Below are 21012 nucleotides of genomic sequence, written 5' to 3'. Positions count from 1 at the left end.
ATTATTTCATGACAGGTTAAATATTTGACATAAAAAAAGCCAGTCAATGACTGGCTTCTCGTTATTAGCTTACACTAACTATCTAATTTGTAGGATTGTTTGAGTAATGGTTGAGTTAACTTCTAACGCACGTGAACTAGCCTGATAGTTACGCTGTGCGGTGATTAAGTCAACTAACTCATTAGTTAAGTTGGTATTAGATTGCTCTAACGTCCCTGAACTAATTTGACCAAATGTTCCCGTATCGGCTTCACCAGCTAATGCTTGACCAGATGTTTGGCTTTCTTCCCAAGTCGTATTACCAACTTGAGTCAAACCTTGTTCATTGGCAAAACGCGCTAACATGATTTTAGCAATAGGAACTGAATCACCATTTGAATACTTGCCTTCAATTAAGCCTTCATCATCTATCGTCACACCACTTAATCGACCAACAGTTGAACCATCTTGGTCTAATGCATAAAGTTCATAACTACCAGAGTACTGAGTTAGCTCAGACATTATTATGGTAATTGTTTGATCTGGGTCACCACCATTAGTCACCGCACCGGCACCTAAATATGGTGCAACAGGAGCAGGAACAATATCAGTTGGATCTGTATCCGCACCTAAACGCTCACCAACTGGTACAGGGTAAGTCTCTTCAACCGCAGCACCAGCAGAGTCAAACTGTAATAACATACCACGTTGGCCAAGTGTACTTTCAAAAACAACACCTGTGCCACCAAGAATAGGATCATCCTGTAAGTCAACAACTTGAGGGTTACCATCGTCATCCGTTACGGTCGTATACATAATCCAACTGCTCGAGTTACCTTGCTCTGCAACAGGGACTGCAGCTATACCGCCAACAAAACCATCCGTTGCTGAAATAGCTGAAGCCGCGGCTTCAGTTTCAAGTGACGTAGGGTCTGTTGTTTTCACGAAATACATTTCTTGAATACGGCTATTACCCAATGAATCATAGATAACCGTTGAAGTTGAGTAATTATAAGTATCCGTATCTGCTGGATCGAAAGCTAGAGGATCTAAATTATCATCTCCACTGTTTAAATTAAATTCTATCTCGATTTCTGATGTTTGTGATGGAGCACCTGCGGTGTCTGGAATTTGAATCGACTCTACAGCGCTTAAACTTACTGAACTCGCAGTTCCATCATCATTAACGGGGTAACCTTGTAAATAACCACCATTAGAGTTTACGACATAGCCATCAGAGTCTAATTTAAATGCACCGGCACGCGTATAAGACAAGTCAGTCGTACTAACGTCATTCACGTCATTTACAATACCGAAGAAGCCGCCACCTGAAATAGCTAAATCTAGTGAATTTTCGGTAAACAACAAACTACCTTGAGTAAATTGTTGAGCAACGTCGTTAACTAAAACACCGTCACCATTAGCTGTTTTTGCATTGGTAAAAATTGATGATGAATATACATCAGCAAATTCTGCACGAGACTCTTTAAAACCATACGTATTTACGTTAGCTATATTATTCGCCGTTACGTCCAGATCTTTCTGAGCTGCTTTCAGACCAGTTAACGCTATATTAAAAGACATAGAGATTTCCTATACATTGCGGCTATTTGAGTCGCGTTCAAAATAAATTATTAAAGAATAAACAACTTTACTGTTTAATCTCCAACGGCCAATACATCTGTTAAGGTGATTGAGCCTAATCCTTGTAAGTTCAATTCAAGTCCCGTGCCATTTACACCAAGAGTGACTGAACTTACATTTCCGTAAGTTAATACAGTTAAGCTTTCTGATTGACCAGAAACAAGACCGGTAAATTCGACAGTATATTGCCCAGCAGGCAAAGGATTGCCGTCATCGTCAGTACCATCCCACTCAAAATCCATCATACCGGCACTTTTATCACCTAACGCTTCTGACTTTATCAAATTACCAGACTCATCCATTACACGCATATTTACGGTTTGAGCTGTAGAAGGGATCGCAACTTGTCCACTAATACCAGTACCGTCAGAGTATGATAGTGAGCTATTAACTAAAACATTACGCCCTACTAATGAAGAGGCTTCTAATGCTTGATTTGATGTCATTGAAGCTGAAAAAGCATCAAACTTATCACCTAAATTACTTATGCCTTCTGACATAGTAAACTGTGTCATTTGTGAGATCATATCTTCATTAGTGGTTGGGTTTGATGGATCTTGCATTGCTAACTGAGTTGTTAACAAGGCAAAAAAATCAGCTTGCCCCATTTGACCATTAACTTCACTGGTTCCAATTTCTTCATCTTGCCACGTTATTGCGTCTATCGCTGCGTTTGATACAGTACTTGTGATTGCCATAACTATTTACCTTATCTTTGACCTAATGTAAGTGTTTTACTAAGCATTGTTTTTGCAGCATCGGCTATCTGAACATTAGTCTGATATGCGCGAGACGCAGAGATCATATTCGCCATCTCTTCAACAACGTTCACATTAGGTTTATAAATATAGCCGTCTTTATCAGCCATTGGATGATTAGGGTTGTGCTCCATAGTTAAAGGAGCATCACTTTCTACAATACCTAAAACGCTAACTCCTGTAGATTGAGAAGACATAGCTTTAGTCATTTCTGCAGCAAATACAGGGTGTCTAGCTCGATAAGTTTCATCTACACTACTAGATACTGAAGTTGCATTAGCCATATTACTTGCCGTGGTATTTAAACGTATTGACTGGGCACTCATCCCAGTTCCTGATACGTCAAAAACATTATATAAACTCATTGTTAATTACCTCCGGTAAGTGCTTTATTCAAAGATTTAACTTTTCCGTTTAAAAATTCCAAACTAGTTTGATATTCCATAGAGTTTTGCATAAACATATTACGCTCAACTTCAACATCAACTGTATTACCATCACCAGTATCTGGTTGGTTTGGATTTCGATATTTTTGACTTGTGTCAATTTCAACGGATAAATCAAAATGCTTATCGTGGGTTTTAGACATGCGATAAGTATTACTTTTTTGTGCATTAGCTAATGCAACTGCAAAGTCCATATCTTTCGCTTTATATCCAGGAGTATCGGCATTAGCAATGTTACTGGATAAAACTTCCGCTCGGTCTGATCGAACTAATAACGCATTTTGATGTATACCAAACGCTTTATCTAAACTAATTGCCATAATTCCTCCACGACTTATTGTTGTGAATTCAAAATGCAAAATAAAGGCCAGAAATAAATTATTGAGGAATTTTTTAACTATCGTGTTGTTTTTAGAGGTAATGACTTAGGTAAAGTAAGGTCTTGGGCTTTGTACTATACACCTTACTTTTTACCTGCATCTAATTTGTGACAAGTTGGTACTTATTATGGCGGCAACAAACGTTCATTGTTAGCCACACTGTTTTTATCTGCTATTTTTTTTGATAAATAATACCAGGATTACATCTGATCATATTAAAGGCATCACTTAAACCAGACATAGACTCGGAAGCTCCTAATACGAGGTAACCATTGGGATTTAACTGCTGTGCAAATTTATTAATAATTTGAGATTTAATATCAGCTGAAAAGTAAATAAGTACATTACGACAAAATATAATATCAAACTTACCTAGAAGGTTATAACTATCAAGCAAATTAAGGTGCCTAAAATTAACAACTCTTTGCACATCGGCATTAATTTTCATCATGCCATGGCCAGAATCGGTAAAAAACTTAGTTTTACGTTCAGCCGATAAACCTCTAGATAATGCTAATGCGTCATATTCACCATTTTTGCAGATATCCAACATAGTATTCGAAATATCAGTACCTACAATAGAAAACATACTGCGGCTATTTACACTAACTTGATTTTTATATTCTTGTATTGTCATTGCAATAGAATAAGGTTCTTGACCTGAAGAGCTAGCGGCAGACCATATTTTTAAAGGTTTACCTTTATCTAATTCAGGTAACAACTTATCCTTGAGTAATTCATACGGGTATATATCACGAAACCATAAAGTCTCATTAGTCGTCATTGCATCAATAACAGCAGCTCGTAATTGCCGCTCAGACTGACGCATTGTCTTGTTAACTAAATCCGTTATAGACTCGATTTCAAATCGAGCCATCAACGGAGATAAGCGACTTTTAACTAAATACTGTTTATTGGTCCCTAAAACGATCCCGCACTGTTGCTCCAAAAAATCACAAAAAACACTATAATCATTATCACTTAAGGTTTTATTACTCACTATATATACTCTTTACCAGTCAATATAAGTTACTCTTCATGAAGCCATTTTTGAACAGCGCCAGCTAATTCATCAGGGTTAAATTTAGCAATAAAGTCATCCGCTCCAACTTTTTCAACCATAGCATGATTAAATACACCACTTAAAGACGTATGCAAAATAACATGTAACCCGGCTAACTTAGGCCGTGCTTTCACTTCAGCGGTTAATGTATAACCATCCATAACAGGCATTTCTACATCAGACACCATTAAACCAATTTTTTCAGTAACTGAATGCTCACACTGTTCTGCAATTTCAACTAAATAATCTAAGCCTTCCTTACCATTCTTCTTCGCTATAATAGGAAGACCTACACCTTCTAATGCTCTTTTCACTTGATTACGAGCAACGGAAGAGTCATCCACTATTAGTATAATACGATCACCTAGGTCTTGAATAATCTCGTCATCTGAAATAACCCCCTTTGATACTCTTGTATCTGATGGTGCAATTTCTTCTAAAACTTTTTCAACATCTAAAATCTCAACAAGTTCATTATCTATTTCAGTCACAGCAGTCAGATAATTAGTTCGACCCGAACCACTCGGAGGGGGCATTACATCACCCCAATTTAAATTAATAATACGTTCCACTGAATCAACTAAAAAACCTTGGATTGTACGATTGTACTCAGTGATGATAATGAAAGCATCTTTTACGTTTTTAATTTCTCGGCCACCAGTGGCAAGCCCCATATCAATAACTGAAATAGTTTGCCCCCTAATATGAGCAATTCCTTTAACGTAAGAATTTAATCTAGGCATAGATGTTAATGGAGGGCATTGTAAAACTTCACGAACTTTAAATACATTAATTCCATATCGTTGACGACCGTTTAATTTAAACAGTAATAACTCTAATCTATTCTGACCAACTAACTGGGTTCTTTGATTCACCGAGTCTAAAATACCCGCCATAAGCCTTCTCCATTAAACTAGGAATGATATTTGCTAGCATCTAATATATTGATGATAACTATCTAATAAAATCTGACGTTTCGCCAGTATTTTGACATTACTAAGCGTCAAAGCATAGCGCGAACTTAACTATATGATAAAGCATAGTAAAAAGGTGACAAATATGTGGAAAAATATAACAATAATTTACACTATACTCTTTACCACATTAACATTATCAGGTGATTTATCGGCCAAAGGTTATAATTCTTTAGCCCATGACGAATTACTAAAACAAGTTATTTCCTACGTAGAACAGGAGTTTAATCCCGATGAAGATAAAAATTTAAGAGTAGTTGCGCATCCATTAGACAGCAGAATTATTGTTAAAGAATGTAAACAAAATTTATCATTTAGTATTGCGAACACTCGTTCTTTTTCTCGACAGTTTCCAGTAAAGGTAATATGTAATAACGAAAACAAGCCATGGAAACTATTTGTGCAAGTTTCAACTTCAGAAATGATTGAAGCATTAGTTATAAATCAGACTATAGCTAAAGGCACAATTGTCGATACAGATATGTTAGAAATGAAACTAATAGAAATAAATCGAGTTAGAGATAAAAGCTCTTCAGATTTAAGTTCTATTGTTGGAGGTAGAGCATTAAGGAATCTACAACGAGGACACCAAGTGAGTCAAACTGATGTATGCTTAGTTTGTAAAGGTGATGATGTATCTATCATAGCAAAGAATAGCAGTATGATGATTAAAACCTCTGGTACAGCAATAGAAAGCGGTTCTAAAGGTGAGTCAATTAAAGTCAAAAACAACTCATCAAATAGAGTCGTTAAAGGAATCATTGGCGATTTAAGAGAAATATACATAAATCTATAAATAAATGCTAAAGTTTACACATCCAGTGCCGATATAGCTGGTGAGATAAAATAAAACTATGGGTGTAGTTATGGTAAACAATGTAAAAAATGGTGGATTCAATAGCGCTAACAGTGCAGTCTATCAACAAAAAGAACAGCAACTTGAACAAACAAAATTAGAGTCTGCTAAACAACAAACTAGTCAAACTGATACAGTAAAATCTGTTAATAAAGATTCTGTGGCATTAACACCACAAGCTAATCAACTAAAAGAATTGCAAAAACGCATTAGCGACACGGATGCATTTGATAGCAAAAAAGTTGATGATATTAAACAGGCACTTTCGGATGGCCAGTATTCTATTAATTACGATCGTCTAGCATCAAAACTAGCGGCGTTTGAATTCGAGTTATAAAAATGACTGAACAAAATGATCTGCTGACTCAAGTCACCAAACAATTTAATACTCAAAAATTGCGTTTAGAACAAATGCAAAATACATTGAATGATGAGTTGGAAGCTGTGAAAAATAGAGATGGCAACCTCATTTTGGAAATTTCAAAAAAGAAAGAACTTCAATTGGAAGCGATAACCAACGCTGACAAATTGTTAAATAATGAAAAATACGTAGAAATAATTAATACTACACCGCTGTTTTCTACGATAAAAAATGAGATAAATGATTTGTTGTTGCAATGTAAGCATACAAATGAAGTTATATATCTAACGGCAACGCAGAACCAAATAACTATTGAAAAAGTAAAACAGTTACTTATCGGTGGTTCTAAAAATCCAACTTATAATGCCTATGGCCAGAAAAATTCAAGCTCTTCTATAGGAACAAGTATTAAAGCCTAATACATGATGATATTAGGCCTTTAATCAAACCTTTAGAGCCTGCAATAGATTTTATTGTAAGTACTTTTTAAGTTACCTAGTAGGTTCAAAGAAAGGTAGAACACATAAACCTAAATCTATTACGAATTTGTACTTTAATTTAACCACCTCAAAATCGTCTAATTCGCTCTACGTAACTTCTCACTATCGCAACATCTAATGGCCGTCTTTGATCATCTAAAACCCGAGCCGAAAACTCATCTGCTATTTTTTTAGCCGCATTGTGCATCATGTTAAAGGTCGGGAGAGGTGCCGCACTGTTCGGTAATGTCATAAATATGGTTAAGCCTCTTGTCGTCACTTGCTCCATATTATCAATATCAAATGTTCCTGGGTTGTACATATTAGCTAAACTAAATAAAATATCACCACGGCCTGTAGTATCTTTATGGCGATGGAACAAGTCCATTTCGCCGTATTTAAACCCTAATGTTAATAGCAGAGGCAGTAATTTAGCGCCATCTATTGGCGTTCCTTCAGGCTTATCAACAAATAACATAAAGACTTCTTGTTTTACTTCTTCTTGTATCTCGTCCTCTATTTTCTCGACTTCAACTTTTTTATCTTCAACTTCGGTTTTTTTAGCTTCAATAGGTTCAACTAGGCTTGGTTGAGCATCTAACTTATGTTGCAGTCTCTCATCATTATATTTTGGAGCGTCAGGTGCTTTTTTTGAGGCTTCAGTTTTTTGGGCTTCAGGCGTATCATCTAAGGCTGATGTTTCTCTCTGTTTAAAACGAGGTTGTTGTGGCTCTTCGTCATCAAAGATATTTGTTGAAATAATAGAAGGAGTATAATCGTCACTAACTTCATCTGCTTCAAATTTATTGGTGAATGAGTATTCAGTATCTACGTTACTAATATCAACTACTTGTTGCTGTTGCTGAGAACTTTCTAAACCCGTTTCATTTTCTTCTACATCTGTAACAAAGCGTGGTTCTTGCTCATTATGATAAATAGAATCTAAGTTCATCTTCTTAACTGGAATACTGCCTGACGTTTGTTCATTTTTACGCAATTGCAATTCGCTAAAATTCATTTCCATTTGCTTTAGCTTTAGCTTTTGCATTTCTTGTTCTTCAAGTGCAATAACAGGTTCAGCTTCTTCAGCTTCAATTTTCGCATTTTTACGTTCTTCACTAACCGTTCTACGAACGGTCCAGATCCCATGTAAAATTACACTTCCTATTGCTAGCGTTCCTAATAAAATCAGCGCTAATCTTAGTTCTTCAGCCATTGTTATTACTTACCTTTGTAATTACTTTACCGTTATTCTTACATACCATCATTATAAGGCATCTGCCATTTTCACGGCCTCTTGAATGTCTACAGCAACTAAACGAGAAACACCAGGTTCTTGCATAGTCACACCTGTTAAATGTGTCGCCATTTCCATTGCCACTTTATTATGACTAATAAAAATAAATTGTACTGTATCTGACATTTCTTTTACTAATTTACAGAAACGCCCAACATTTGCATCATCTAATGGCGCATCCACTTCATCTAGCATACAAAATGGCGCTGGATTTAGCCTGAATATTGAAAATACCAATGATAAAGCGGTTAACGCTTTTTCTCCACCACTTAACAAATGAATTGTAGAATTTTTCTTACCTGGCGGTCTCGCCATTATAGTTACACCAGCTTCAAGCATATCATCAGCAGTTAAGGCTAAATAAGCCGAGCCACCACCAAATACTTTTGGAAACAGATATTGTAGCCCTTCATTTACTTTATCGTAAGTTTCTTTGAATCTCGCTCTTGATTCTCTATCTATTTTACGAATCGCATTCTCTAAGGTTTCTAATGCACCAAACAAGTCATTATGTTGTTCATCTAAGTACCCTTTCCTTTGGGCCTGTATATCATATTCTTCAATTGCTGCTAAGTTAATAGCGCCCAAACGGGAGATTGCCAACGTTGTTTTTTCTAATTCAATTTGCCACTCGTCTTCATTTGCCTCAGCGGACATAGACTCAAGTATAGACTTTAAAGGCTGATCAATATCTTTTAATGTCTCTAGCATATTTTGCGATCTAATTCGTGCGCCTTCACTGTCTAACTTAATTGATTCAATTTCTGATCGCATTGAATCTAATTTTTTATGAATTCCAGATTGGCCTTGCTCTAACTGAGAAATTTTCTCGGCAACTAATGCAAGTTCATTTTGCTTATCTAACAAACGTTCTTCACTTTCCAATCTTAACTGTAAATATTCTTCAAGCTCTGCTTTTAAATCTTCAACTGGATTATTGCTTGAATCCAAAGACTCAGTGATTTGTTGCAGCTTAGTTTTTACTTGTTTTTGATGTTGAATAGCTCTATTAATATTTTGCTGTACAGACTCATACTGAGAGTCTAACGTTTGTGCTTTTAATGCATATTGATGTGACTGATTTTTTAACACATCTAATGATTGTTTGGCATTATTCAGCTGATTCACTTTATGTTGTTTTTCTTGCTCTAGCTGATCAAGTTGCGACTGAAGCTCTAACTCTTGTTCTTGTTGTACTTCCAACTGCAACTCTAATTCTAATGTTTTTTCTTGCTCAAGCTCTATTTGCAGAGCCTGTTGTTCAGCATCTTGCGTTAGCTTATCCAGAGATGTTTGAGCTTGTTGGTACTGTTGTTTAAGTAATCTAGCTTCAGTTTCTAAATTAAGCATCGCAGATTTGGCATCAGTAACTTGCTGTTTAAATTGATTCAAGCTGGCTAATGCTTGTTTCTTCACCGCTAAAGCATCTTCAACTTGCTTAGACACTTGCTGTTTTAATTCTTCAGATTCATCTAACTGTGACTGTAATTGGCTTATTTCGGCTAATCGCTGTAATACATTGACATCACCGCTATTATTAATCGAACCTGCACTTTGCCAATTAAGTCCGCACCAAACACCAGATTTGGTGATCACACTACTCCAACGTTTAGTTTGCAATAATGTTTTAGCATCAGCTTCAGTCTCTGCCAAGGCAACTTGATTCAACCAATCTGGATATACGCCTGATTTAATCACCGCAGCTGCAGAATCTACTGCCGCGCTTTCGGTAGACTGAGATACAAAATGTCCAGACGTACCTATTGGTAATTTATTCGTAACATTACTTTGCCCATGATGGCTCAATAAAGTTTCAATAGCCGATTGCCACTGAGGTTGCACATTTAATTGTGTTAATAAATTACCAACCAATTTAATACCTTGACTGTTTAAGTCGGCATCATCAACTTGTACAGTATTTGATTCATACTCTTGCTGCCACTGGCGCAAACTTTGTAATTTAATTGATAAGTTATTACTGGTTTGAGTGATCTCTTTTTGTTGTTCGCTAACTTGTAAAAAGTCATTTTCAGCTTGCTGATAAATAGCATCTTGTTCAGCTTCTTTTTGCTCGAGCAAAGCTAAATCAGTTTGACTAACTGTTACTTTTTGACTGTTTTTTTCCAACGACTTTTCAATTTCAATCACATCCATTGATTCAATTTCTGTACTTATGCTTAGCAATCTTTGTTTAAAGCCAGATATATTTTGTTCTATTGCTTGCAGCTTAGTTTGAATAACTTGGCTTGATTGGTTCGAATTAGCCGCTCGACGCTGCTGAGCTTGCCAACCTGCTTGCCACTTTTCGTATTCGTCTTCACTTTGCAGTAACGTTTCTGTCGCTTGTTCAATTTGTTCAGCAACTAATTCCATCTCAGGAGCAAAGGTTTCTTTTTGCTCTAAAAGCTCTTCAAGTCGCTCTTGTTCAAACCCTGAGTGTGTTTCAGACTGTTCTAAGTTGTCTTGTAGTTGTTGCAATTCATCTTGCTGAGATACCAATTTCTCTTGAGTGAAAACAATTTGTTGTTCAACTCGAGTAATTTGATTACCCACTTGATACATAGATTGTTGATTGGTTTGTACCTGATCAAATAACTCTTGATGTTGCTCTTTAAATTGCAACATCCCTAATTCTCCGCCCCTTTGTTCAGCGATAAAAGCTTCTAATTCTGTTTCTTTGGCGAGTCGTTCTTTCTCAAATCCATTAAGTTGTTCATTATATTTGTGCCATTTCAGGGCATATAACTCAGCTTTATATTGTCTTTCTTTAGCTTTTAATAATTTAAATCTTTTTGCCGTTGCTGCTTGGCGTTGTAGCTTTTCAATTTGTACAGAAAGCTCTTGCCTAACATCTTCTAAACGTAATAAATTTTCTCGGGTATGTTTTATGCGATTTTCTGTTTCTCTGCGACGTTCTTTGTACTTTGAAATACCAGCAGCTTCTTCAATAAAAATACGTAACTCTTGTGGTTTAGACTCTATCAGTCTAGAGATCATACCTTGTTCTATAATGGCGTAACTTCTTGGACCAAGACCAGTACCTAAGAAAATATCAGTAATATCACGTCTACGACATTTACTGCCATTTAAAAAATAAGTTGATTGGGCGTCTTTAGTAACCTGACGTTTAATTGAAATTTCATTACGACTAGCAAAACTGCCTTGTAATTTGCCATCAGTATTATCAAATACCAGCTCAACGCTAGCCATAGAAACAGGCTTGCGATTGGTCGAACCGTTAAAAATAACATCCGTCATTGAATCGCCACGTAAGTTTTTAGCCGAGCTTTCACCCAGCACCCATCTTACTGCATCAATTACATTTGATTTACCGCAACCATTAGGTCCGACAATAGCCGTCATTTGATCTGGAAATGGTACTGTCGTAGCATCTACAAATGATTTAAAACCAGCAAGTTTAATATGTTTTAGGCGCATGAAAAAAGTATAGAAATATTAATGAGTTGTTATTGTTGATTACATTTTAAATAAAGATGCAAAAAAACCAATTTAGTTGTGCAGACTGTAACAGATAATGTTGTAATTTGTAACATTCTAATTATTGCATCAAAGCATAGCTGTCTTATACTACGACAAATTCACTTGGATACATCATCATGACATTTACTGACGGCATTAAGTTTTTTCTATCAGGCTTTAGTCTGATCCAAACCAAAGGATTAAAACGTTTTGTTTTAGTCCCTTTGATTGTTAATTTTGTACTTTTTAGTTTTGCTATAGGTTACTTATTATCTGAACTAGGTTTGCATATTGATGGGATGATCAGCTACTTACCAGATTGGCTTAGTTGGTTAGGCACACTTCTATACCCTGTCGCTTTATTTATATTATTATTTTTGTTCAGTTTGTTTTTTACCACAGCCGCAAATTGGCTAGCAGCTCCATTTAATGGCGTATTAGCAGAAAGAGTTGAACAGCACTTAAGTGGGCAAACACCAAGTAATGATAATTTTATTGCCATTGTTAAAGCCATTCCACACACTTTATCTCGAGAATGGCAAAAACTTATCTATTTTATTCCTCGTTTTATTGGTTACTTTTTAGTTGGTTTAATCTTGCCAGGTATAGGTCAGGTAATCTGGTTTTTATTTATAGCTTGGGTATTAGCCATTCAATACTGCGACTATGCATTTGATAACAATAAATATAATTTTGATTATATGCGCCATGTACTTCGTCAAAACAAAGCAGCCTGCTTTGGTTTTGGTTCAATGATCTCTATATTTACTATGGTGCCTATTTTAAATTTACTTGTAATGCCAGTAGCAATTTGTGGGGCAACTGCCATGTGGGTTGAACATTTAAAGTCTCAAGTTGATCAAAACAAGATGTGAGCCTATTATTTAGATAAATTAAGGCTTTACATTAGCTAACAATAAGTTTTATGTTTAACAATGTAAGGCTTGTTATATCTTAGTGTTAAGGTGTCAATTGCAAAATTTTGAATATAAATTCAACGAAAAAGAACTCACTCTAATTGTTACTCTGACTAAAGACTCAGAGGCATTGGAAGAGTCTGTTATTGTTCAACAGATAAAACACTCTGAGCATTCATCTTTAAGCATCCTGCATGAGCATATAAAAAGCTTAGTACAAACTGCTAATACACAACTGGCTAGCATCAAAAAAGATAACCTCCCCGACAGCGTTGTTAATGCACTTGTTGCAAAAGCAATTGATGCAAAAATAAACATTCAATTAGCTGAAGATAAAATGTCAGTTTCAGCTCAAGTCACAACCGCAGTTGGTGGCAAATTATTAGATTTAGAAACAATTAAACAATCTTGCCTCGATGCTGGTATTCGATACGGTTTAAAATCCTCGTTAATTAATGAATTACTCTTACAATGTAAAAATTCTGAACCCGGTTCACCCATCGAATTTACTATTGTTAAAGGGATGCCTGTCGTTCATGGCGTGGATGCTTACTTAAAACCTAGAGTTGCATTATTCTCAGACGCCTGCCGTACTCCCAAAGTAGACTCAAACGGTCGTGCTGACTTAAAAGACTTAGGCAATATAGAAACCGTTACTGTTAATCAAGCCGTGTTAGAAAAAGTACCTCTAACCATTGGTAAAGAAGGCATTGATATTTATGGTGATAAAATCCCGCCCTCTGTTGGTAAAGATATAAACTTCTCGATAAATGACAGTGTGATCATAAGCCCTAAAAATCCTAACATTTTGCTTGCGACCAAAAGTGGCTTAGCTCGCTTTGACGGTAAAACTCTGATCATCGACGATGTTTTCACCTTACCTGAACTCGACCCTAAAAAAGGTCATGTTAAATTTAAAGGCAGTGTCATAATTCAAGGCGATGTGTCACCAGACATGCAGCTTACAGCCACTGGCGATGTATTTATTGGTGGATTTGTAGAGTCTGCAGTTATTAAATGTGGTGGTGAATTAACCATTATATCAGGTGCATCAGGACGGCTTCTTGAAGGTCCAAAAGACGATCATCATTACTCTTGTGTGCTCCAATCTGGTGGGCAAATTAATTTAACATTTGCCAATCAATGTGAAATTACAGCAAAAACAATTGTTAGTGTAAAAAAACAGTTAAGCCACTGTAATGTTGAAGCAAATAGTGTTGTGGTTGGTCAAGGTGATAGACCGAGTGGACTGATCACAGGCTGTCGATTTTTCCTGTGTAAAACATTAGAAGCTGGTGTTATAGGCACTGAATCGGATGTGCACACCGACATTAGTATGAATCGTACTTATGATATTTTTATTAATAAAGAAATTGAGCTTGCCGACTGGATCCATGAAATGATCTCTCGGTTAGAAGGCGTTGAAAATGATTATAATAATACGCTCGATTCTGATAAAAAGCATGAACTAGAAAACGCATTAACCAAACTACAGTCTAAAGTAGAAAAGTATACTGGATACCGTAACGCTTTAATTGGCAAACGCCGTGAATATATGGAGATGGTATCAGTAACCGCTAACTCTAAACTTTACCCAAAAGTATCTGTTGTTATTGCCGATCATTCCCTTATTACTAAAGTAGAAAAAGGGCCATCTATTATCAAAATAGAAGATCATGAATTTAAAGTGCAACCTAAAACCTAGGTTCAATTAACATTAACATCAAAAGCCTCAAATAAAAAAACGTAAGTTACTTATGTAACTTACGTTTTTGACTTATATGCCCACAAATCTATGTAACGATAAACCTATTAAATACTAATGCTATTTGGTATTTGTGAAGGTAATTGGAATGGGTATTCCATAGGTCTGCTTCTATTTCTGCGAGTAATAGTCACTTCAATTTCAGCTAACTCCTCTTGAAACTTACTTAAAGCAAACGTTAATCGTCTGTCTTTAAAATAAGGAATTTTAGGATCTTCAGAGTAATGACCAAATGTGTCGTATTGCACTCCACTTAATAAATATTCAAACAAAAAAGTATACATGGAAACGTCTAACGGCGGATACCAAGCCAAGCAATCTTGCTCAGAGGCTAAGGGAGTATTTTTACCTGGAGCAGGTTGATAAATGGTTCCTGCAACACTCGGCATATAAGACATAAGCGGATACTGGGCATAGTTAACCGAGGCATGTTGCGGTCCAGCAATATAAATAATTTGCGCTATGATCTTAACCAAATAATCTTTATCGTCAATGACATAAGGCTGCTTTGGATTGCCTGTAGCTGTCAATCCTCGCATCCCCGTTACTTTTGCATAGTTTGGCGAAACCAACTCGTTAATCCATGCCTGCAATTCGTTATCTTGTAACATATCGTCTTGGTTTGGATAATAAAGATAAACATAGCTTTTAACCCACTTATTAACTGCTTGCCAAAGTAGTTGAGTATCATCTCTAAAAGGAAAGTTGGGAATATCCGCAACTCCACGAATATCAAATATACAGTCCGGATTATTATCATCAAATTGCCATGCTAAATGAGCTTGGCGAACCAACTCCCAAGTATCTTCTATTTTAGGACCAACATTGGTTGCAACCACCCCACCTGGAATGATCAAACTGTGCAAGGCACTATTGTTAATATTGATAGTAAATCTAAAATGAGGTTTAAGTAAGATCATAATAGGATGATTGTCAGAGAGCTTTCTATTCGTCGCAACAACCATAGGATCTAACGTTAAATGGCAATCGCCTAAGTGCGCTACAGACTCATGCTGAATAGCACAAGATACATTGACAAAATACTTAGCGACACGCCATTTAAAGTGATGTTGATCATCGGCATTAGCTGAGTCGGTTGGAGTAAATATTGGTGCGTTAACTTCATCAAATTTTTGTTGTAACTGAATTGCAACAGGCTGCATTACACCATGAGTTTCAGCCGGTGGATAGCCAGCTGGCGAATCATTATTTAAGTAGAACAAGGCAATTGGTGCCGACAAGTAACGATCTTCACCATGCACAGGAGTCGTTTCAGCCCCATCTAACATAGCGTAATCAACAACGAATAAACGTTTTTGCTCAGCGGCTTGTTGCAAAGTTACATTAGCGATACCAGTTTCTTGCTGTAAAATAGCGTCCGTTACTGGCATTTTTGCCAATAAACTAGATAATTCGACAATTTCAGTACCTGCAGGTTTGGTTAACTGAACACCACGTAAGTTGGTTGTATTAAATCCTGCGATTTGCAAATAACCAAAAAACCAATCTTGCATACAAGGTTTTTCATCACCAATCATCCAATCTTGCTGAGGTATCGTTAACATCTCTGGCAAAGACAAGGTTTCAAATAAATCTTCATAGTCTTGAATTGATTGGGCTTGTAAATAATCTCGACCACTTTCAGTACTCAGCACATTAAACAGCGTGTTTTTTAATATCTCAGTCGGCCCTTTTTCTATTGCATCTTCTGCTAAGTCTTTTAATCCATTTAATGCTTTCTCTAAATCTTGAGGTAAATGACTGAGACTTTTAAAGGCCTCTGGTAAGTCACCAATAACACTAAATATAGATTTAATCGCTTTTATTTCTTCACCGATATGGCGAATATCAATACCATCACTAAGCTCTTCAACGGCTTTTTTTAATTCATCCATGCGTTTAGTGGATATGTCATCTGTTATTTGTTTTCTAAATAAACGCTCAGTCACCACAATTAAATTTTCTACCATGTTTTTAAACACTGGGAGTAATTTAATTGCATAAGCTGTACTAAATTTTTCCTGCTCTGGTAAGTCGGCAGAAATTGGAACACCTTCCATATACGAGGTCATATAGTTATAAGTTGTATGCGCCATTGAGAGTTGGAACTCTCTTTTTGTTCTTTGCTCTGCATCATCATGTTGCGGTAAACTTGGTATTGTAGACTTGGTGCTCATTAACATTTCCTTATAGGTGAGTGCTCAAAAGTGAGAATTTAAAACTGTGCTTACTATTTAGTTTTAGCTAAATGCTAATTACCAACATTAAATCAATAACATGTACAAATAATGTACTGAAAGTGTGGATATTACAATCACTATGTTTGGTTTTAATGACATCCTCAATATTCATATCGTGTACCAATAAAGTAGATTGGGATATGATGAATAAACAAAACTTAGCAACAACTTATAACCTGTACTTAAAACAAAAAGGGAACACCATGAACGACTGTTACAATGTACCTAACTTAATGCCTTTTGAATTAGCAAAAAGTACATTATTAACTAACGTCAATACGATCACAGAAAATGAGCTTATTGCTATTCAAGACGCCGACCAGCGTATCCTTGCTAAGCCAGTTACTTCCCCAATCCAAGTCCCAGCTCACAATAATTCAGCAATGGACGGTTATGCGATAAGAGATGACTCTTTGCAGGCAGATTTAACAGAAAGTCCGACACCATTGAGCCAATTTAAACTTATTGGTACGTCTATGGCTGGTAGTCCGTACAAAAATAAATTAGGTGGTAATGAGTTAAATAATGGTGAATGCATTCGAATTATGACAGGTGCGGTCGTGCCAAATTCTGCTAACGCGGTAGTTATGCAGGAGAATGTAAACAGTCAGATTAATCCTGAAACTCAAGACCAACAAATCACCCTACTACATCCAACAAAACACCAAGCTAACATCCGTTTTGCGGGGGAAGATATTCAACAAGGGCATGTATTATTTGATACAGGATATTGCCTTAAAGCAGTTGATATAGGTTTATTATCTTCATTAGGTTTAAGTAAAATTGACGTATTTAGGAAATTAAAAGTTGCGGTTTTATCTACAGGCGACGAACTTAAAATGCCAGGCCAACCTTTACAAGAAGGTGATATTTACGAGAGTAACAGTCAGATATTAATTGCCATGTTACAACGCTTGAACATGTCAGTTATTCCTCTTGGTATTATAAAAGACGATAAAACTGCCATTACTAATGCGTTTATCAAAGCCAATCGAGAAGCTGATGTCGTTATTAGTTCAGGCGGTGTATCGGTTGGTGATGCAGATTATACAAAGGAAGTGTTAAGTGAAATTGGTACGGTCGATTTTTGGAAAGTTGCGATTAAACCGGGAAAACCATTTGCCTTTGGCAAACTAGATAATAGTGTATTTTTTGGTTTGCCAGGTAACCCAGTATCCGCTGCGGTTACCTTCCACCAGCTTGCGGTTCCTGCCTTAAAATATATGGCAGGCGCTAATGCAACAGCGAACATTCAGTTAAATGCCACCACAACCAGTAGAATAAATAAAAAAGCTGGCAGAATGGACTTTCAACGCGGAGTTATGTCTGTTAGTGAGCAAGGTAATTTACAAGTTACCCCTTTACCGGCACAAGGCTCAGGTATCTTATCGTCAATAAGCCGAGCAAATTGTTACATCATACTTGCGCAAGAAAACCAAGGACATCAAGCTGGAGATACAGTCACTATAGAGTTGTTTGATTCTATTATTGGCTAATTGGGGTATAGTTTATTGGAGCGTAATCTATTAGGCTTTATCTATTAGGCATAGTTTATTAAAACCAAATGAATTAAATAATAAGGCCGTATGTTAATTATTCTATTTTTTTGAATATTAACTTCACCTCTTTCAAATAGCTTTAACATCACGGCCATATTATTATCTTTGTGCCGTAATTAATCGGCATTATTATTCATAAATAAACATTACGAGATTTCATGAAATTAGTACGAGACATACAACTTAATCAAACAACACCAATTAGTGGACTAGGTTTAGTTGCTGAAGGCGGTGGACAACGTGGCGCTTTTACAGCAGGCGTTTTAGATTACTTGCAGATTGCTAATTTTAATCCATTTGAAGTTATTATTGGAACATCAGCAGGAGCACAAAATGTAGCAAGCTTTGTGAGTCAACAGAAAGGCTATGCATACAGCTTAATTCATGATTTAACCAGAGATGAGCGCTTCTTTAATCCATGGCGTTTTTTTAGTAAAAATAACATCATGGATCTCGATTGGTATTTTAAACAAGTTAAAAAGAAAAGTTATCAATTTGATTCAGCCCAAGCGAATAAGAATGCACAAAACCGAAAAGTGCGTTTCACTGCGGCCCATTCATCACGACTAACCACTAAGTTAATAAATCCTGTAAAAGATGGTTGGTTAAATTCATTAAAATATTCAAGCTCAATTCCCTATTTGTATGACAGTGGAGATTTTTTAGATGGCGGCGTCAGCGCTCCTATTCCAGTAACTAAAGCGTATAAACTTGGTGCTAAAAAAATAGTCGTCATTAGAACTACTGATGGCTCTGAAACTATTATCCCAAAACCTATTGAGCGAATTAAACCTTTACTCTGTCCCAAGAATCGATGCCCTAGGTTTATCAAAATATTATATAAATACGAAAATGGCTATAAACGTGCTGAACGTTTTATAAAAAAGCCTCCTAGTGACGTTGAAATAATAACGCTAAGGCCACTTCGGCCTTTGGCTACAAAAGTCCTAGGTAGTAGTGAGCAAAACATAGTTGATGATTACAAATATGGATTGGAAATAGGTAAATCGTTTATAGAAAACCAAGCAAACAGCTTACTGTATAATCAGCAAGCTTCGCTAGACTGCAGCTAATGTATAAATTAAATAGCTATAACGCTATCGAACCCAGAACGTAAAGGGTTTGAAAGAGTAACCGACGGTATGATGAGCAAAGCAGTAAAATTATGTACGAGCAATTGAATTAAACGACTAGAACAAAGATTAAGATCTTTCTGATTATTGATAGCCAAAATGCAAAAAACCAGTCTAAAGACTGGTTTTTCTAATTTAATGGCGGAGAGAGAGAGATTCGAACTCTCGTTAGGTTTGACCCTAAACACACTTTCCAGGCGTGCGCCTTAAGCCACTCGGCCACCTCTCCGCATTGCTTATTAATAAGATTTAATAAGCGGCGCCATAATATTGAATTACTACGCCAATAACAAGAAGAAATCTAACCAGCCTAAACAACTGGTTATATTTCACGCTAATACAGTTCTATTTCTAGATGCTCGCATTTCACTACTCAAGGCCACATACTGATGTGACCTCGTATCTCGTATCTCGTAGCTGTTTAGCTTACGCATTACCTTTTACTTTCACTTTAGCTTCTGCGGCAAAGTTAAGCATTTTAGTTAATGGTTTCATAGCCTGCTCAGCTAATGCTTCATCAACAAACACTTCGTGCCCTGTTGCGTCCATTAGAGCTTCTTCTATCGCTTTTAAGCCGTTCATTGCCATCCAAGGACAATGTGCGCAGCTTTTACACGTTGCGCCGTTGCCAGCAGTTGGAGCTTCAATAAAGGTTTTGTCTGGATTGGCTTGTTGCATCTTATAAAAGATGCCTCTGTCGGTTGCAACAATAAAAGTATCGTTGTCCATAGTCGTGGCTGCTGAGATCAATTGTGATGTTGAACCAACGGCATCGGCTAATTCAACCACGGATGCTGGGGATTCAGGATGAACTAGGATAGCAGCGTTTGGATAAACATTTTTAAGGTCTTTTAACGCTTTAGCTGAGAATTCATCGTGAACGATACATTCACCGTTCCACAACAACATATCTGCGCCAGTTTGTTTATTGATGTAACCACCTAAGTGACGGTCAGGACCCCAAATGATTTTTTTACCTTCAGCATCAATGTGATCAATAACGTCTAATGCAATGCTTGACGTAACCACCCAATCAGCACGAGCTTTAACGGCCGCGGAGGTGTTTGCGTAAACAACAACCGTATGGTCAGGGTGTTGGTCACAAAATGCAGAGAACGCATCTACAGGGCAACCTAAGTCTAAAGAGCAGGTTGCTTCAAGCGTTGGCATTAAAACTGTTTTTTTTGGTGTTAATATTTTCGCGGTTTCGCCCATGAATTTAACACCGGCGACAATCAAGGTATCGGCATCATGTTGGTTACCAAAACGAGCCATCTCTAATGAGTCTGCTACACAACCACCGGTTTCTTCAGCTAATGCTTGGATTTCAGGGTCAGTATAATAATGCGCGACTAACACAGCATTTTTTTCTTTTAGCAAAGATTTAATACGCTGCTTATACTCTTGTTTTTCAACATCAGTTAGCGCGATTGGTTTAGCTGGAAAAGGATATTCTTGTTGCACAATTTCTATAGGATTCATGGCGTGTAAATGCTTATGGATTTTGCGGGATTATACCGAGTATTTAGTGATATGTCACACGTGATTATAAACTTGATGATTTGAATTATAACTAATTGGAATGTACTGAGGAATAACATTAAATGGTGGGTCATGATGGATTCGAACCATCGACCAATTGATTAAAAGTCAACTGCTCTACCAACTGAGCTAATGACCC

The 21012-nt window shown here is 36.7% G+C and carries 17 protein-coding genes and 2 tRNA genes; 7 read left to right on the top strand and 12 right to left on the bottom strand.

Annotated features, from left to right (window positions below; translation table 11 throughout):
- Nucleotides 1-78: 78 nt before the first annotated feature.
- The 6 genes from flgE to Q0940_RS15840 form a co-directional block, all read right to left on the bottom strand.
- A complete protein-coding gene (gene flgE / locus Q0940_RS15865) occupies nucleotides 79-1563 on the bottom strand; it encodes a flagellar hook protein FlgE (protein WP_299270726.1) in 1485 nt (494 codons plus the stop codon).
- A gap of 74 nt (nucleotides 1564-1637) precedes the next feature.
- Nucleotides 1638-2321: a flagellar hook assembly protein FlgD gene (locus tag Q0940_RS15860; protein WP_299270723.1), complete on the bottom strand. Its 684-nt coding sequence runs from the start codon at nucleotides 2319-2321 to the stop codon at nucleotides 1638-1640.
- A gap of 11 nt (nucleotides 2322-2332) precedes the next feature.
- Nucleotides 2333-2746 carry a flagellar basal body rod protein FlgC gene (flgC, locus tag Q0940_RS15855; protein WP_299270720.1) on the bottom strand — a complete coding sequence of 138 codons (414 nt, stop codon included), beginning with the start codon at nucleotides 2744-2746 and terminating at the stop codon, nucleotides 2333-2335.
- A gap of 2 nt (nucleotides 2747-2748) precedes the next feature.
- Nucleotides 2749-3147, bottom strand: a complete 399-nt coding sequence (gene flgB / locus Q0940_RS15850) for a flagellar basal body rod protein FlgB (protein WP_299270718.1) — start codon at nucleotides 3145-3147, stop codon at nucleotides 2749-2751.
- A 232-nt stretch (nucleotides 3148-3379) separates the two neighbouring features.
- Entirely contained in the window at nucleotides 3380-4207 is an 828-nt protein-coding gene (locus Q0940_RS15845; RefSeq protein ID WP_299270715.1) for a protein-glutamate O-methyltransferase CheR, read from the bottom strand.
- A 29-nt stretch (nucleotides 4208-4236) separates the two neighbouring features.
- On the bottom strand, nucleotides 4237-5166 hold the full coding sequence (locus Q0940_RS15840; protein ID WP_299270713.1) for a chemotaxis protein CheV: 930 nt from the start codon (nucleotides 5164-5166) through the stop codon (nucleotides 4237-4239).
- Nucleotides 5167-5329: 163 nt separating this feature from the next.
- Between Q0940_RS15840 and flgA the strand changes: the two genes are divergently transcribed.
- The 3 genes from flgA to Q0940_RS15825 all read left to right on the top strand — a co-directional run bounded on the left by flgA (nucleotide 5330) and on the right by Q0940_RS15825 (nucleotide 6880).
- On the top strand, nucleotides 5330-6040 hold the full coding sequence (flgA, locus tag Q0940_RS15835) for a flagellar basal body P-ring formation chaperone FlgA (protein WP_299270709.1): 711 nt from the start codon (nucleotides 5330-5332) through the stop codon (nucleotides 6038-6040).
- 70 nt (nucleotides 6041-6110) lie between these two features.
- Nucleotides 6111-6437: a flagellar biosynthesis anti-sigma factor FlgM gene (gene flgM, locus Q0940_RS15830; protein ID WP_299270706.1), complete on the top strand. Its 327-nt coding sequence runs from the start codon at nucleotides 6111-6113 to the stop codon at nucleotides 6435-6437.
- A 2-nt stretch (nucleotides 6438-6439) separates the two neighbouring features.
- Nucleotides 6440-6880 (top strand): hypothetical protein, encoded by a 441-nt coding sequence (locus Q0940_RS15825; RefSeq protein ID WP_299270703.1) that lies wholly within the window; start codon nucleotides 6440-6442, stop codon nucleotides 6878-6880.
- A gap of 148 nt (nucleotides 6881-7028) precedes the next feature.
- On the opposite strand, the gene zipA is transcribed toward Q0940_RS15825, so the two are convergent.
- Together zipA and smc are read right to left on the bottom strand one after the other, a co-directional pair.
- Complete coding sequence (gene zipA / locus Q0940_RS15820; RefSeq protein WP_299270700.1) at nucleotides 7029-8156, bottom strand: cell division protein ZipA; 1128 nt, start codon at nucleotides 8154-8156, stop codon at nucleotides 7029-7031.
- Between the two features lie 51 nt (nucleotides 8157-8207).
- Complete coding sequence (smc, locus tag Q0940_RS15815) at nucleotides 8208-11675, bottom strand: chromosome segregation protein SMC (RefSeq protein ID WP_299270697.1); 3468 nt, start codon at nucleotides 11673-11675, stop codon at nucleotides 8208-8210.
- A 179-nt stretch (nucleotides 11676-11854) separates the two neighbouring features.
- On the opposite strand from smc, the gene cysZ reads away from it, so the two are divergent.
- Both cysZ and Q0940_RS15805 read left to right on the top strand, forming a co-directional pair.
- Entirely contained in the window at nucleotides 11855-12592 is a 738-nt protein-coding gene (cysZ, locus tag Q0940_RS15810; protein WP_299270693.1) for a sulfate transporter CysZ, read from the top strand.
- A gap of 97 nt (nucleotides 12593-12689) precedes the next feature.
- Nucleotides 12690-14339, top strand: coding sequence for a FapA family protein (locus Q0940_RS15805; RefSeq protein ID WP_299270689.1), 1650 nt, complete (start codon nucleotides 12690-12692; stop codon nucleotides 14337-14339).
- Between the two features lie 107 nt (nucleotides 14340-14446).
- Here the strand turns inward: Q0940_RS15805 and Q0940_RS15800 are convergent, their stop codons facing one another.
- Nucleotides 14447-16576, bottom strand: a complete 2130-nt coding sequence (locus Q0940_RS15800; RefSeq protein WP_299270686.1) for a lipoxygenase family protein — start codon at nucleotides 16574-16576, stop codon at nucleotides 14447-14449.
- A 203-nt stretch (nucleotides 16577-16779) separates the two neighbouring features.
- Here Q0940_RS15800 and glp point away from each other — a divergent pair, with 203 nt between their 5' ends.
- Together glp and Q0940_RS15790 are read left to right on the top strand one after the other, a co-directional pair.
- Nucleotides 16780-18135 carry a gephyrin-like molybdotransferase Glp gene (glp, locus tag Q0940_RS15795; RefSeq protein ID WP_363323592.1) on the top strand — a complete coding sequence of 452 codons (1356 nt, stop codon included), beginning with the start codon at nucleotides 16780-16782 and terminating at the stop codon, nucleotides 18133-18135.
- A gap of 221 nt (nucleotides 18136-18356) precedes the next feature.
- Nucleotides 18357-19271 carry a patatin-like phospholipase family protein gene (locus Q0940_RS15790; protein WP_299270683.1) on the top strand — a complete coding sequence of 305 codons (915 nt, stop codon included), beginning with the start codon at nucleotides 18357-18359 and terminating at the stop codon, nucleotides 19269-19271.
- A gap of 199 nt (nucleotides 19272-19470) precedes the next feature.
- Here Q0940_RS15790 and Q0940_RS15785 read toward each other — a convergent pair.
- The 3 genes from Q0940_RS15785 to Q0940_RS15775 all read right to left on the bottom strand — a co-directional run bounded on the left by Q0940_RS15785 (nucleotide 19471) and on the right by Q0940_RS15775 (nucleotide 21012).
- Nucleotides 19471-19560, bottom strand: a tRNA-Ser gene (locus Q0940_RS15785).
- A 197-nt stretch (nucleotides 19561-19757) separates the two neighbouring features.
- The gene (nadA, locus tag Q0940_RS15780) at nucleotides 19758-20813 is read right to left on the bottom strand and encodes a quinolinate synthase NadA (protein ID WP_299270680.1); all 1056 of its coding nucleotides are present in this window, start codon (nucleotides 20811-20813) and stop codon (nucleotides 19758-19760) included.
- A gap of 123 nt (nucleotides 20814-20936) precedes the next feature.
- Nucleotides 20937-21012 (bottom strand) — tRNA-Lys (locus Q0940_RS15775).

This window comes from uncultured Psychrosphaera sp. (assembly GCF_947500655.1).
Classification (GTDB): Bacteria; Pseudomonadota; Gammaproteobacteria; order Enterobacterales; family Alteromonadaceae; genus Psychrosphaera.
This window is presented reverse-complemented; position numbering and strand designations above follow the sequence as displayed.